At 30.6% G+C, this 13875-nt stretch carries 15 protein-coding genes; 3 read left to right on the plus strand and 12 right to left on the minus strand.

Translation table 11 applies throughout. The annotated features are described in order from the left end of the window. Positions 1-4 precede the first annotated feature (4 nt). From CLLT_RS02740 to rpmH, 11 genes are read right to left on the minus strand one after another with little or no spacing between them, the layout of a single operon-like run. Positions 5-418, minus strand: a complete 414-nt coding sequence (locus CLLT_RS02740; RefSeq protein ID WP_074692725.1) for an META domain-containing protein — start codon at positions 416-418, stop codon at positions 5-7. An 11-nt stretch (positions 419-429) separates the two neighbouring features. Then, a complete protein-coding gene (locus CLLT_RS02745) occupies positions 430-2022 on the minus strand; it encodes a methyl-accepting chemotaxis protein (protein ID WP_074692726.1) in 1593 nt (530 codons plus the stop codon). A 15-nt stretch (positions 2023-2037) separates the two neighbouring features. Continuing rightward, entirely contained in the window at positions 2038-3570 is a 1533-nt protein-coding gene (gene purH, locus CLLT_RS02750; protein WP_074692728.1) for a bifunctional phosphoribosylaminoimidazolecarboxamide formyltransferase/IMP cyclohydrolase, read from the minus strand. Continuing rightward, a complete protein-coding gene (locus CLLT_RS02755; protein WP_012661263.1) occupies positions 3567-4337 on the minus strand; it encodes a TerB family tellurite resistance protein in 771 nt (256 codons plus the stop codon). Before CLLT_RS02755 ends, purH begins: the two co-directional genes overlap by 4 nt. A gap of 2 nt (positions 4338-4339) precedes the next feature. Beyond that, entirely contained in the window at positions 4340-6517 is a 2178-nt protein-coding gene (purL, locus tag CLLT_RS02760) for a phosphoribosylformylglycinamidine synthase subunit PurL (RefSeq protein WP_012661264.1), read from the minus strand. A 12-nt stretch (positions 6518-6529) separates the two neighbouring features. Beyond that, on the minus strand, positions 6530-7858 hold the full coding sequence (mnmE, locus tag CLLT_RS02765; protein WP_074692729.1) for a tRNA uridine-5-carboxymethylaminomethyl(34) synthesis GTPase MnmE: 1329 nt from the start codon (positions 7856-7858) through the stop codon (positions 6530-6532). Then, a complete protein-coding gene (locus CLLT_RS02770; RefSeq protein ID WP_074692731.1) occupies positions 7855-8694 on the minus strand; it encodes a Jag N-terminal domain-containing protein in 840 nt (279 codons plus the stop codon). Before CLLT_RS02770 ends, mnmE begins: the two co-directional genes overlap by 4 nt. Further along, complete coding sequence (gene yidC / locus CLLT_RS02775) at positions 8678-10258, minus strand: membrane protein insertase YidC (RefSeq protein ID WP_074692733.1); 1581 nt, start codon at positions 10256-10258, stop codon at positions 8678-8680. The genes CLLT_RS02770 and yidC overlap by 17 nt, the downstream gene beginning before the upstream one ends. Next, entirely contained in the window at positions 10222-10605 is a 384-nt protein-coding gene (gene yidD, locus CLLT_RS02780) for a membrane protein insertion efficiency factor YidD (protein WP_012661268.1), read from the minus strand. Before yidD ends, yidC begins: the two co-directional genes overlap by 37 nt. Next, positions 10593-10919 (minus strand): ribonuclease P protein component, encoded by a 327-nt coding sequence (rnpA, locus tag CLLT_RS02785; RefSeq protein WP_074692735.1) that lies wholly within the window; start codon positions 10917-10919, stop codon positions 10593-10595. The genes yidD and rnpA overlap by 13 nt, the downstream gene beginning before the upstream one ends. Next, positions 10916-11050 carry a 50S ribosomal protein L34 gene (rpmH, locus tag CLLT_RS02790; protein ID WP_012661270.1) on the minus strand — a complete coding sequence of 45 codons (135 nt, stop codon included), beginning with the start codon at positions 11048-11050 and terminating at the stop codon, positions 10916-10918. Before rpmH ends, rnpA begins: the two co-directional genes overlap by 4 nt. A 138-nt stretch (positions 11051-11188) precedes the next feature. Between rpmH and CLLT_RS02795 the strand changes: the two genes are divergently transcribed. The 3 genes from CLLT_RS02795 to CLLT_RS02805 are packed head-to-tail and all read left to right on the plus strand — an operon-like array spanning position 11189 to position 13478. Next, positions 11189-11662, plus strand: a complete 474-nt coding sequence (locus tag CLLT_RS02795) for a GNAT family N-acetyltransferase (RefSeq protein WP_234944986.1) — start codon at positions 11189-11191, stop codon at positions 11660-11662. Continuing rightward, positions 11662-12273, plus strand: coding sequence for a uracil-DNA glycosylase family protein (locus CLLT_RS02800; RefSeq protein WP_074692738.1), 612 nt, complete (start codon positions 11662-11664; stop codon positions 12271-12273). The genes CLLT_RS02795 and CLLT_RS02800 overlap by 1 nt, the downstream gene beginning before the upstream one ends. Continuing rightward, entirely contained in the window at positions 12270-13478 is a 1209-nt protein-coding gene (locus tag CLLT_RS02805) for a hypothetical protein (protein ID WP_074692740.1), read from the plus strand. The genes CLLT_RS02800 and CLLT_RS02805 overlap by 4 nt, the downstream gene beginning before the upstream one ends. Here CLLT_RS02805 and CLLT_RS02810 read toward each other — a convergent pair. Further along, positions 13465-13845 carry a YbgC/FadM family acyl-CoA thioesterase gene (locus CLLT_RS02810; protein ID WP_074692741.1) on the minus strand — a complete coding sequence of 127 codons (381 nt, stop codon included), beginning with the start codon at positions 13843-13845 and terminating at the stop codon, positions 13465-13467. The two genes, CLLT_RS02805 and CLLT_RS02810, sit on opposite strands and share 14 nt — an antisense overlap. Positions 13846-13875: the final 30 nt, after the last annotated feature.

The raw sequence follows: 13875 nt of genomic DNA on the forward strand, positions 1-13875 counted from the left end.
AGGCTTATTTTAAATAAACTTTCATTTTTTTATTTTCTAAAATAATTCCTTCATCATCACTAATGATTTTAAATTCTCCATTAAAGTATCTTAGGAAATTGTCTTCAAATTTCATAGATTCTTGATCGCAAAGCATTTTTGTTGAAGCAAGATTGTCTTCTATTTTTATGCTACTTCCTTGATCTTTATAATTTCCAAAAAATCTATTGCATCCTGCTGTTCCAAAAAGCCTTTTGTCTTTATTGTCAAAACTAATACTTGTTTTTGTATTTTGAGGAAGCTCGTAGCTTTTTCCATTTGCTTCATAAGAACTTATGGTAAATTCTTTATTTTGTAAATCATCAACACTTAAATTTGTCACAGAACACCCACTAAAAACAGCTAAGCTTGCTATGCTTAATGCGATTATTTTTTTCATTTTTATTCTCCTTATACATGAAAATGTTTTAATTCATCTTCTAAATTTTGACAAACTACATTTAACTCATGGGCAACATCAAGTAAAATTTTTGAAATTTCTTCATTTTTATCACTTAATTTTACCGTTTCTTGCATTTTATCAAGTAAAGACTGTAAAGTTTCTTGTGTGCTTGAGATTTTTTGCATACAAGCATTTGCTAAGTCTCTTGCATTTTCATTGCAAACTTTTACTTCATTGGTTCCTTCTACCAGATCTTTTGCGTCTTGATTTAAAGAATTAATTTCTTTAGCATTATATTTTAGTTCTTTAGAAACTTCATTAATACTATCCACTAATTGCTTGGTAACAATAGCAATATTTTTTAAAAATTCTTCTGAACTTTGAGCAAGATTTCTTACATCTTCAGCGATAACTGAAAAACCACGACCAAATTCTCCAGCACGAGCAGCTTCAATACCTGCATTTAATGATAAAAGATTAGTTTTATCAGCAATTTCTCCCATCATATCAGAAGCTTTTTTGATCTCTTCTGCTTGTTTTTCCATAACTTCAACTTTTTGAGATAAAACATCTTCATTTTCTGCAACAACTCTTACTTTATCCACTACCTGATTTAATGAATCAAGCATAGTATTTAAAACTTCAAAAGATTTTGTATTGGCTTTATTTGCATTGTTTGAAAGCTCGGCAAGATCTTGTAACTCTGTATGAATTTGTTCACTTAAATGATAAGATTCATCAGTTTTTGTATGTCCTTCTTTTGTTCTATTTGCTAGATCAAGCGCATTGGTATTTAAAAGCTTAGATTGTTTATCTACCATTTGAGAATTTTCATTAGTAGAAATCACCGCATTTTGAATTTTTTCAATAAATTGGTTGATGTAGGTACAAGCTTTGCCTATCTCATCAGTGCTTTTTATGTTGATTCTTGCGCGTAAATCTCCATCACCGCTAGCTAATTCTTTAGCATGTTTTAAAAGATCTAAAACAGGATTGCCAACAACAATTTTTAAAATATAAAGCACAGCAAAAACAGTAAAAAGTAAAGCTACACTAAAAATTATAATGTAAGTTTTAGCTGAATTTGCCAAATCATCATCTATATGTTTTAAGTCATTATACATATCCATAACACCCAAAACATCACCTTCTTTAGCATTAGCATGACAAGCTAAGCAACTTTCATTAGCGATTAATGGGCGTATAAGTCTTAGATAATGTCCTTGATTGTTATTAATCTCAACTGCTTTAATTTCTGGCTTGTTAAATTGTTCATTGATGATATTTTCATCGCTTTTTGCATATTTTTGCATTTCAAAAAGTTCAATTGTGCTCTTTGAAGGATAAATTTTAATATCTTTTATACCTTCAATTTCTCCAGCATCTTTTATAGCTTGTTCTATAATGGCAGGATCACCTAAATTCATCGCCATTCTTAATGTTTGAAAAACAGAAGTGCTTAAGGTGTCTAAATTTGCACGACTGATTCTATCGGTCGTTTGCTGAGAATCTTTTTGCAAGATAATTTGCATAATAATAAAACTAATTAGCAATGTAGAAATCATTGCTAAAGATATCTTTGCACCTATGCTTTTAAACATTTGAAGCTCCTTGTGTTAATGTAAAAAGTGTCTTATGCCACTAAAGTATAGCGCAATGCCATATTCATTAGCAGCTTGGATGATATCCTCATCTCTTATGCTTCCTCCTGGTTCGATAATGGCCTTTACACCTATTTTGCTAGCCTCATCTATACTGTCTCTAAATGGAAAGAAAGCCTCGCTTGCTAAAACACAACCTTGCAAATCAAGTCCCATTTCCTTGGCCTTATTAATAGCTGCTTTAGCCGCATCAATACGACTTGTCATACCCATACCAATGGCTACCATAGCTCCATTTTTTACATAAACTACATTGTTTGATTTGGTAAATGCAGCAATTTTCATAGCTATTTCAAGATCTTTTAATTCTTGTTCATTAGCCTCTCTTTCGCTTTTTAATACTGCATTTTTTAATTCATCTTCTTTGACTTCATCGCTATCTTGATATACAAAACCACCATCTATGTGTTTAAAATCATATTTATCATAAGCTCTAGTTAAAAATGGCGCTTTTTGTGTAAAGATTTTAATACGCTTTTTATCTTTAAAAACTTCCAAAGCATCATCATCTACATTTGCTGCAATGATTACTTCTATATAAATTTCATTGATTTTTTGTGCTAATTCTTTATCTAGCGTTCCATTGATAGCCACAACTCCTCCATAAGCACTCAAAGTATCGCATTTAAGCGCATAGATATAGCTTTGGAGTAAGTTTTCTTTTATAGCAAAACCACAAGCATTTGCATGTTTTACAATGGCTACTGCTGGAGCTTTGTCAAAAGCACTTGCTAAATTCAAAGCTGCGTTAATATCGGTTAGATTATTAAAGCTTGCTTCGCCTTTTAAGGTTGTAAAATTATGTGTGAAAAAATCATCAAATTCATATAAAGCACCTTTTTGATGAGGATTTTCCCCATATCTTGTATCAAATACTTTTTGACCAACAATAAATTTACTCGCACCAAAACCACCATTAAAACGCTCATTCATATAATTTGCTATATAAGCATCATAATTTGCTGTGTGTTCATAAGCTTTGATCATCAATGCTCTTCTAAAATCAAGATCTAAAGTATCATTTTTTAAAGCTTGTATGATTTTATCATAATCTAAAATATCACAAACTACAATGACATTTTTAAAGTTTTTTGCACCACTGCGTATCATAGCAGGACCACCAATATCAATATTTTCTACAATCTCATCAAAATCTTGGGTTAAAATTGTAGTTTTTTTAAAAGGATATAAATTCACACAAAGTAAGTCTATACTTTCTATATTGTATTCTTTGGCTTGTTTTTGGTGGTTTTCATCTTCTCTTTTATACAAAATACCACCATGAATTTTTGGATGTAAGGTTTTTACACGCCCTTCAAACATTTCAGGACTTTGAGTAAAATCACTAACTTCTTGTACTTGCAGGCTATTTTCCTTTAAAAGCTTATAAGTGCCTCCAGTAGATAAAAGCTCAAAACCTAATTTTGCAAGCTCACTAGCAAATTCTACTACTCCTTCTTTATCGCTGACACTAATTAGCGCTTTCATTGATTTTTCCTTTCTATGTATTGTTTTAAAAATTCATAAGACTCATTAACTTCTTGAAATTTTTTTACACCTTCTTTTATTTTTGCTTCATCACTGTTGTTTGCGTTTAAAATATCAGGATGATATTTTTTAGCAAGTTCTCTATAGCGTTTTTTAAGCTCTTGTAAATTTACATTTTCGCTTACACCTAAGACCTCGCATGCTTTTTGCAAATTCATACCCACCTTTTGAGTTTGCATAGAATTTAGAAGTCTCTCAAGTATATTTACATCAAGATTAAATGCCTTGACAATGGCTTTTAATACATCTTTTTTAGTGCTATTGAGTTCGCCATCAATCAAGGCCATTGCAACCAAAACATTTAATATATTAATTCTTTCTTGTTGAGGTAAAGGTACTTCTTTAATAAGTTCTTTGGCTACTTCATAGGTATCATTTAAGGTGTTTTTGTGTTCATTAAAGCTTTGCTTTAAAAACTCTCTTTCTCTTGAATCTTTAGCATTATAATCAAGAATTTGTGAAATCATGTTAGCTTCATTTTCACTAACTCTACCATCGCTTTTTGCTATTTTTGCTAAAAGTGCTATAACATAGTAGTTTAATCTTCTTTTAAAGCCATCAATTCTTTCTTCGTGATAGCCTTGTTTAAAACCTTGAGAGAAGCTTTTAGCTCCTTTTTTAAAAGAGCCTAAAAGATCATCTTTACCCCATGTTTTATAATACCAATAAAATGCCAAAATTGCCAATACGAGTAAAACAAAAAGCATTTTTATCCTAAATACTCATTAAATTTATCAAAATAAATTGTTTGTAGTTTTGCTAAAGATATCTTAATATCATCTAAAATAAAATCTTTTTCATCTAAATTTCCAAGTTTTGCAAAATTAATTCCCATTTCATTTACAAATTTTATGAATTCTTCCTCATCTTTAACACCAACAATAACCCTTGTTGGGCTTTCTTCAAAAATAAAGCTTTTATCTGCAAAATTTGTTTTCGCGTTAATTCCTAAATTTGCCATCGCGCACATTTTAGCTAAAGTGATAGCAATGCCACCTATGCCTATACTATTGGCGCAATCAAGTATTTTTGCTTCATTTGCTTTTAGTAGAAAATCCCATAGTTTTAATTCTGCACTAAAATCTATATCTTCAAGCTCTCCTGCTACTTTTTTATCTAATATTTTTGCGATCAATGAGCCGCCAAAACTACCTTTACTTTCTCCAAGTAGATAAATAGCACTAGTATCTTTACTAAAATATGATTTTAAAACATTTTCTGCTTTTTCATTTACTCCAACACAAGCTATAGTTGGGCTTGGAAAAATACTCACCCCATCAGTTTCATTATATAAAGAAACATTACCACTTACCACAGGAGTGTTGAGTTCTTTACAAGCTAATTTTATACCCTCACAACCTTGGGCAAATTGCCACATTACTTCAGGATTTTGTGGGTTGCCATAATTTAAGCAATCGCTAATTGCTAAAGGCTTGGCCCCTGAGCATGCTATTTTTCTACCTACGCTTGCAACAGCTGCTGCAGCACCAATTTTTGGATTTACATAGTTTAATCTTGAGTTGCACTCAATTGCCATAGAAAGCAAGCAATTATTTTCTTTGATTCTAATACTATTTGCCCCTAAAGCTCCATCGCTTTTTAAGGTATTAGTTTGCACGCTTGAGTCAAATTGCTCATAAATATAAGCTTTATTGCTGACATTTTCATTTGCAAGAAGTTTTTCAAAAGCTTCTTGAGTGGAAATATTTAAATTAAATTTGTAATTTTTTATTTCATCTAGATATTTTGGTCTAGCCACAGGTCTATCAAGTATAGGTGCTTTTTCACTAAGTGGCTCAATAGGGATTAATCCCACTAGCTCACCATGCCAAAATAGTTCCATTTTACCACTATCGGTAACTTCACCTATAATAGCTGCATCAAGTCCCCATTTATTGAAAATTTCAATAACCTTTTCCTCGTAGCCTTTTTTAGCACAAATTAGCATTCTTTCTTGAGATTCACTTAGCATTAACTCATAAGGAGTCATACCTTCTTCTCTCATAGGAGTTTTATCAAGATAAAGCCTCATACCACTACCACTGCGTCCTGCCATTTCAAAAGAGCTTGAAGTAAGTCCTGCTGCACCCATATCTTGAATTCCAACTATATAATCGGTTTTGAAAAGTTCTAAACAAGCTTCCATTAATAATTTTTCAGCAAATGGATCTCCAATTTGAACAGTTGGTCTTAAGCTTTTGCTAGATTCATTAAAACTATCACTTGCCATTACAGCTCCACCAAGCCCGTCACGACCAGTTTTTGAACCCACATAAATTACAGGATTGCCTATGCCTTCAGCTTTTGCATAAAAAATATCTTTGATTTTGCAGGTTCCAAGCGCAAAAGCATTAACCAAGATATTGCCATTAAAACACTCATCAAAAGCACACTCTCCGCCTATAGTAGGCACCCCCATGCAATTGCCATAGTGTGAAATTCCACTTACTACACCTTTAACTAGATATTTTTGATGTTTGCCTATTTTTTCATCGTGGATATTGCCAAATTTTAAAGAATTCATACCCGCAACAACTCTTGCACCCATGGTAAAAACATCACGTAAAATTCCACCCACTCCCGTAGCTGCGCCTGCAAATGGCTCTATAAAACTTGGATGATTGTGACTTTCTACTTTAAATACAGCTGCCATTTTCTTACCTATATCGATAACGCCAGCGTTTTCACCAGGACCTTGTATGACCCAGGGGGCCTTGGTTGGAAAGCCACTAAGGTATTTTTTGCTTGATTTGTAAGAACAATGCTCACTCCACATAGCAGAAATTACTCCAAGCTCTAATAAATTTGGCTCTCTACCTAGTATATTTAAAATTTCTTGATATTCCTCATCGCTAATTTTGTGTTGTTTTATAATTTCTTTATCCATTTTCTCTCCTTTTTATTTGCCTAAACAAAAATTACTAAACATAGCATCTAAAATTTCATCTCTTTCAAAATCTTTTGTAAATTGGGCTATCTCTCCTATGGCTAAATTTAGTTCAAAAGCAAAAAGTTCTAAAGAACTTTCTTTTAATAAATCCCTTGCGCGCAAAATAGCTTCGCTAGCATTCTTACAAGCATTGAGTATTAAGGTATTGCTAATTAGCATTCCATCGCCATCTAAAGTATTTAAGTACTCATTTAAATTTTCCTTAATGGCTTGGGTGTTTTCTTGAGCACAAATGCGTATACAAGAAGTACTAATTTCATGTTCAAATTTGGTGGTTAGATCGCTTTTGTTTAAAACATAAATGATTTTTTTGTCACAATCTTTTAAAGCTTGTAAAATTCGCTCATCTTCTTCTTCAAATTCTTTAGATCCATCAAATACAACTATGATAATATCTGCTTCTTTAATGCTTTCATAGCTTAAGTGAACCCCGATTTTTTCTATCTCATCATCTGCATTTCTTATACCTGCTGTGTCGATGATTTTGATTAAATGTGAGCCTATTTTTAAACTTTCCTCGATACGATCTCTTGTGGTGCCTGCAATATCAGAAACAATGGCTCTATCAAATGCTAAAAGCGAATTTAACAAGGAACTTTTTCCCGCATTTGGCTTGCCGATAATAGCAACTTTAAAGCCTTCTATAAGTCCTTTTTTACTTAAAGAAATATCTACTATATCGCGTAAAAGTTTTGAATTTTTTTCACACATAGTAATGATTTGATCAAGTAAATCTTGTGGTAAGTCATCATCTGCATAGTCAATGTTAGTTTCTACAAAAGCAAGGGTTTGAACAAGATCTATTCTAATGGTATTTAAAAATTTACTTAAATCGCCTTTAATATTTTTTGCTATGATATTTGCAGCACATGCTGATTTTGACATGATGGCATCTTGTATACTTAAAGCCTTTAAAAGATCCATTTTACCATTTAAGCAAGCTCTTTTACTAAATTCTCCAGGGTTAGCAAGACGCGCTCCTGCTAAAACAAGCTCATCAAGTAAAATTTCACTCAAAGAAAAACCCCCATGAAGTTGAAATTCTACTATATCTTCTCCTGTAAAAGAGTAGGGTGCTTTAAAATAAATCACTAAAGCTTCATCTAAAAAATCATCATTGTTTTTATAAATTTTGCATAAATGTGCATAGCGGGGTGTGAGTTTTTCTTTGCGGGTAAATTTAAGAGCAAGTTCTAAGGCTTGATCTCCACTTACTCTAATGATACTTATAGAGCCCACTCCATGGGCTGTGGCTATAGCAGCTATAGTGTCATTCATTCATTTTTCTTCAAAAAATCATTTACAACGATATATCTTTGATCGTCATTTTGTTTGATAGCTACATACTTATCAGGAAAGCGTTCTCTTAATTTTTCTAATGTAAGTTTTAGCCAAATTCCATCTAAAGGCTTTGTTTGAACTCTTCCCGTGCTCTCTACTTTTTCTATGAGAATTTTTAAATAATTTTCTATAGCTTGGGTTTGATTTTCTAAAAATTGAGCAATTTCTAGTCTTGGTTGAATTTTGTATTTAGCACTAAGCCAGTTATAAAGTAAATATGAAAAAGCTTTATATCTGTGAGCTTCTTTGCCTATAAGTAAGGCTGCATCTTCTCCATCAAGTTTTATTAATACACAATTTTCATCCCAAACACTAACTTGTATAACCTTGATATCAAAATCAAAAGTTGCCAGTAAATTTTCTAGCGAAATTTTTATCTCATCAATATAAGAAGCAATATCTTTTTCTTCTGGTGATTCTTTATGAAATGAATCAAAAATAGCATCATTTTTTACTTTATAATGCTCTTTAGTACTAGCTTCAAGTGGTTTTTGAAAACTTTCTCTGTGTTCTTTGTAGTGTTCATTTTTTTCAAGATTTTTTTGTGAATGTTTGATAAAGTTCTCGTTTTGATTTTTTTTAGCTTTTTCTTGATGAGGTTTTTTGGTTTTTTTGTGTCCTTTGATACAAATAATAGCATTTTTTCTAAACAAACCAAAAAATCCTGCTTTAGCATGTTGAATAACTTCGTATTCTAAGTCAATCACAGAGCACTCAAGTTGTTTTGAGGCTTCTATGAGTGCAGTTTGTAAGTCTTTAGCTTCTATGTTCATGTTTAGCTATTTCCTCTTTTTTGTGGTTTTTAAAAAGTTTATTTACAATCACTTGTTGGATAAGTGAACATATATTATTTACACACCAATATAAAGTTAAACCTGCTGGGAAGGTTAAGAAGAAGAAAGTGAAAATTAATGGTAAGAATTTCATAATCTTTTCTTGCATAGGATCTTGTATAGCCATTGGTGTAATAAGTTGTTGGATAAACATAGTTAGACCCATAAATATAGGTAAGATAAACCAAGGATCCATTACAGATAAATCTGTGATCCAAAAAGCCCAAGGTGCGGCTTTTAATTCTATAGCATTTAGTAAAACTCTATAAATTGCAAAGAAAATTGGAATTTGAATAAGTATTGGTAAACATCCGCTCATAGGATTTGCACCATGTTTTTTATAAAGTTCCATCATGTGTAAATTCATCTTTTGTGGATCGCCTTTATAGCGCTCTCTGATTTCTTTCATTTTTGGAGCTAAATCTTTGAGTTTATTCATAGAGATCATTGATTTGTAAGTAAGCGGGAAAAGAATAATACGCACAATTAAGGTCATAATCACTATAGCCCAACCCCAATTTCCTAAATACCCATGTAAAAAGTCTAAAAATTCATACATAGGCTTAGCTATAAAAGTAAACCAACCATATTCAACAACATTGTCTAATCTTGGATCAATATTTCTTAAAATATCATGTTCTTTTGAGCCAATGTAACCACTTGCTTTAAAAGTATTTGATGCGCTTGCAAAAACGATAGAATTTTCATGGTTATCTTTAGTAACTACAGCATTGAGTGATTTTTCAAAATTATAAAAGAAAGCACTATAATAGCGATCTGAAGCTGCCATAAGGGTTACATTAGAAAAACTTTCATCATTTTCTACATCTCCATCTTCTAACATTGTGATTTTATCATCTTTGTCTAAGATTAAAACTCCATGTACTGTATAGCTATCAACCGCTATATTTGGACGATAACCTGGAGTGATAAAATAAGCTGCATCTTTGCTTAGATTAACTTCTAAATCGTAGTTTCCATATTTATGGAAAGTGATTTTTTTAGTTACTACCAAATCATTTAAATTTTGAGTAAGGATTAATGTTGTATTTTCATCACTTACATTGATAGTTTTTTGACTTGTGGTATATGGTGTATTAAACGCTTCTTGATTGATCTTTGTATCACTAAATCTTATTTCTAATGGTAAAGGTGATAAAGAAGTATCTACTAGATTAATACTTTTACCATTTTCATCTTTGTATTTTTCATCACTTAGATAAAATTTAGCTATCCTACCTAAAGAGTCAATATGTGCTTCAAAATGCTCGCTTTTAACAACTGCTATTTCTTCTTTTTGATTAATGCTAAGTTCTGTTTTTGGAGCTTGAGTATTTGTATTTATAGTGCTTTGTGGAGCTGAGTTGTTTTGTTCTATTTGAGTGATATTTTGCTCAGTTTGTGGAGCTTTGGGGATAAAAAAATAATCATAAACTACAAAAAATAAAAATGATAATACAACGGCAATTAATATGCGTTTTTGTTGAGATAAATTTTCTGACACGGATTGTCCTTTGGAAATATAATCTTAATTAAAAAAAATTGATTATCGTTGCAAGGGATATAAAGATAATTGAGTTGTTTTAAAGCATTAAAACTAGGTTTAAAACATATACCTGAGTTTAGATTATTCTTGCGTATTTTAGGATAATCAATACCACCTTTAAAAAACGGATTGCATTTTAAAATTCTTAAAAAAACTGCACCAAATGCTTTAAAAATATTATTTTTTTTAAATTGCCACAAGGCATATTCGGAACAACTTGGGTAATACCTACAACATTGTGGCTTAAAAGGACTGATAAAGAGTTGATAAAATCTGATAAGTTTTAGACAAACTATTTTATACATCCTATTTTTTTCAAACCCCATTTCAAGTTTTTTTCTAATTTTAAAAAAGGAATTTCAGTAATACTCGTTTTAGCTACAAGTATGTATTTTCCGTTTTCAACTTGATTTTTAACCTGAAAAAAAGCTGATCTTAAGAGCCTTTTGGCTCTATTTCTTACAACAGCTTTTCCAACTTTTTTACTAGCAACAACGGCGAATTTTTTTTCTTCGCTTAAAGAGTAAAAGATGATCATGCCTTCGCAGTGCCATTTTTTACCTTCTTTATAAATTGCTGCAAACTCTCCTAAGTCGTTAATACTTAGAAAATCTTTTATACCGCTAATCTTTTTCTACCTTTAGCACGTCTAGCATTGATCACTTTGCGACCATTTTTGCTTTTCATACGTACACGAAAGCCGTGAGTTCTTTTTTTAGGAGTTTTATGTGGTTGATATGTTCTTTTCATATTTTTTCCTTAACTTAAAATAAAAAACAAAATAATAAGCAAGTATGTTAGCAAAATCTTACTTAAATCTGCTTTTAATTAAGAGTTATTTTAAAACTTTTTGCTAAATTTTGATTTTATTTTGTAAACTAAGGAAAAATAATGGCTTTTGAAATTTGTGAGAGTAAAAAAGAAGATTTGGAAAAAATTTTAGAATTACTCAAAGAACTTGCTATTCATGAAAATATGTTTGAAGATGTAAAATGCACAAGTAAAGAACTTGAAGAATCATTTTTTAAACATGAATATGCTAAGGCTTTGAGTTTAAAGGTTGATGGTGAAATAATAGGCTATGTGATGTATTATTTTACTTTTTCATCTTTTTGGGGCTTGGGTGGTTTATACCTAGAAGATATTTACATACAGCCAAAACATAGAAAAAAAGGCTATGCCAGAGCTGTTTTTAAATACTTAGCACAAATTTGCAAAGAAAAAAACCTCAAACGCCTGGAGTGGGTTTGTTTAAATGATAATGATTTAGGGATTGAGTTTTATACCAAGTTAAATGCAAGACATATGAGTGAGTGGAGAACTTATCGTTTAGAGGGCGAAAATTTAGAAGCGTTGATGTGATGAATAAACGCAGTTTGCATTATCTAAAAGCTTTTGGTTATGAATACTTTGATGAACAAAAACAAATTAGACATTTTAACTTAAGCTTTAAAGAATTAAATGAGAGGGTGAAAACTTGCAATCTTTGCCATTTTTCTAAACTAAGAAAGTATAGTTTAATAGAAAAAGAAGCCAAAAATGCTAAAATTCTGATTTATCAAGCTTTTATTGATAAAGAAGAAAATGAAAGTGGAAAGTTTTTTGCTTCTAAAAATAAACAAGAGTTTTTAAGATTATGTAAAGAGCTTTTAAATTTAAAAGAAGATGAGATATATTTTTCTTATATGTTTAAATGTTTTAGTAATTTTAAAATAGATGATCAAGCATTAAAATTATGCTTACCATATTTTTATAACGAGCTTGATTTTATAAAAACAAAGATTATTTTATGTCTTGGTCAAGAAGCTTTTGCAAGTTTGGGTTTTGAGAATTTTCAAAAATACAAAGGGCAATGTATGCGTTTTAATAATGTTTTGCTTTTGCCAAGTTATGATTTGAATTTTGTGAGTAAAAATCCTAGTTTTTATACTGAATTTATAGAAGATATTAAAAAAATAAAAGGTTATTTATGAGAAAAAGTTTAGTTTGTTTGGTGATGAGTTTTGTTTTAACTTTAAGTGCTTTTGCAAAAGAGCAAAAACCATCACCTATAGAACCTAGTGAGTCTTTTTATCCTAATTTAGAATTTCAAAATTGTGACAATGATTGTTTATTTACTTTGCTGGAAACTGGACTTTATTTTAATTTCTTATCAAGATTTAACAATGATAACGCAAATGAACTTTTGGTTAATATCTATACTAAACTTTTAAATTCCATCATAGATTTTGAAAAAAGAATTCAAAAAAATGCTAGTGTAAAATTAGCTATTATTATACCTGAACAAACGATTAAAAGTTATTCAAATACTATTATAAATTCAAGTATAGCGTATTTGCTAAGACAAAGAGCGCAGATAAAAGTAAAGGTGTTTTTAATAGGCACTGAAGATGAGAGCAAGATAGCTAAAGCTCTTAAACAAGCTCAAGAAGAAAAATTTAACTACATCATCGCAGGTTTTACAGATAAAGGTGTGAAAAATTTATTAAAAGAAAATCTTGATTTTAATGTAAAAGTTTTCATACCTACTGCACACAAAAGAAATTTTGATACGCAAAATGAAAATGTGTATTTTGGAAGTATAGACTATCAAAAACAAATTCAAAAACTTTTAGAATACTCAAATGGTAAAAATATCATTTTTTCAGATGGAACACCTTTGGCAAATCGCTTAGATGAGAATGTTTTAAATACAGGTAATGGTAGTGAGAAAATTTACACTATTAATAGTTCTAAATTTGATTTTAGAAGTATTTTAAATCAAAATAGAAGTTTTCAAGATTCTAGTATTATTTTAAATACTTCTTTGATTAAAACAGCACTTATAAGCTCGCAAATAAGAACTTATGATATAGAGCCTTTTGTGTTATTATCAACTCAGATTAATTATAATCCTATTTTATTAAGCCTAACGCAAATTAATGATAGAAAAAAACTTTTGCTAGCAAATTCCATTTCTAATGAGGATCAAACTCTAAGCTATCTTAATGAGCTTTTTTCGCAAAATATTAATTATAACTGGATAGCGTATGCAACTAGCGTGGGGCTTGATTATTTTTATACGCAGTTTTTAGATAAAGACTCTCAAAGAATTTTTGATGAGAGTTTAAATGATAATCAATTTGACTATAAGGTTAAAATCATACGCTCGCAAGGCTTAGGTTTTATTCCTTTGTAAAATCAGTAAAAACCTTAGCTATAGCCTCATCTATAGGGGCTACTTTTTCATTTTTTAAAAAAGCTAGGGTGAATTCAGCCTCAAAAAGCTTGGTGCTATCTTTGTAAATCTCTTGTTTTATACAAACTGAGGCCTTTTTAAGCTTTGTGATAAATGTTTTTACCTCTATAAGATCTCCAAGTTTAGCGGGTTTTAAAAAGTTACAATTCGCTTTAGTAAGTAGAAAATGCCCTGTGTTTTTATCAAAAATTTTTGCGTTTTTTTGAAAAAATATCTCACTTCTTGCTCTTTCGCAAAATTTTAAGTAGTTGCTATGATATACTACTCCACCCGCATCGGTATCTTCATAATAAATTCGTATTTGCATTTAAAATCCTTTAATTTGGTATGATAGTGT

Origin of the sequence: Campylobacter lari subsp. lari (genome assembly GCF_013372185.1) — a bacterium.
Classification (GTDB): Bacteria; Campylobacterota; Campylobacteria; order Campylobacterales; family Campylobacteraceae; genus Campylobacter_D; species Campylobacter_D lari.

Excerpts from the sequence above, each read along its gene's own strand:
- yidD (WP_012661268.1), bottom strand. The coding sequence starts at position 10,605 with ATGTATAAAATAGTTTGTCTAAAACTTATCAGATTTTATCAACTCTTT.
- CLLT_RS02745 (WP_074692726.1), bottom strand. The coding sequence starts at position 2,022 with ATGTTTAAAAGCATAGGTGCAAAGATATCTTTAGCAATGATTTCTACA.
- CLLT_RS02770 (WP_074692731.1), bottom strand. The coding sequence starts at position 8,694 with ATGAACATAGAAGCTAAAGACTTACAAACTGCACTCATAGAAGCCTCA.
- purH (WP_074692728.1), bottom strand. The coding sequence starts at position 3,570 with ATGAAAGCGCTAATTAGTGTCAGCGATAAAGAAGGAGTAGTAGAATTT.
- CLLT_RS02810 (WP_074692741.1), bottom strand. The coding sequence starts at position 13,845 with ATGCAAATACGAATTTATTATGAAGATACCGATGCGGGTGGAGTAGTA.
- CLLT_RS02800 (WP_074692738.1), top strand. The coding sequence starts at position 11,662 with ATGAATAAACGCAGTTTGCATTATCTAAAAGCTTTTGGTTATGAATAC.
- rpmH (WP_012661270.1), bottom strand. The coding sequence starts at position 11,050 with ATGAAAAGAACATATCAACCACATAAAACTCCTAAAAAAAGAACTCAC.
- purL (WP_012661264.1), bottom strand. The coding sequence starts at position 6,517 with ATGGATAAAGAAATTATAAAACAACACAAAATTAGCGATGAGGAATAT.
- mnmE (WP_074692729.1), bottom strand. The coding sequence starts at position 7,858 with ATGAATGACACTATAGCTGCTATAGCCACAGCCCATGGAGTGGGCTCT.
- CLLT_RS02755 (WP_012661263.1), bottom strand. The coding sequence starts at position 4,337 with ATGCTTTTTGTTTTACTCGTATTGGCAATTTTGGCATTTTATTGGTAT.
- CLLT_RS02805 (WP_074692740.1), top strand. The coding sequence starts at position 12,270 with ATGAGAAAAAGTTTAGTTTGTTTGGTGATGAGTTTTGTTTTAACTTTA.
- CLLT_RS02740 (WP_074692725.1), bottom strand. The coding sequence starts at position 418 with ATGAAAAAAATAATCGCATTAAGCATAGCAAGCTTAGCTGTTTTTAGT.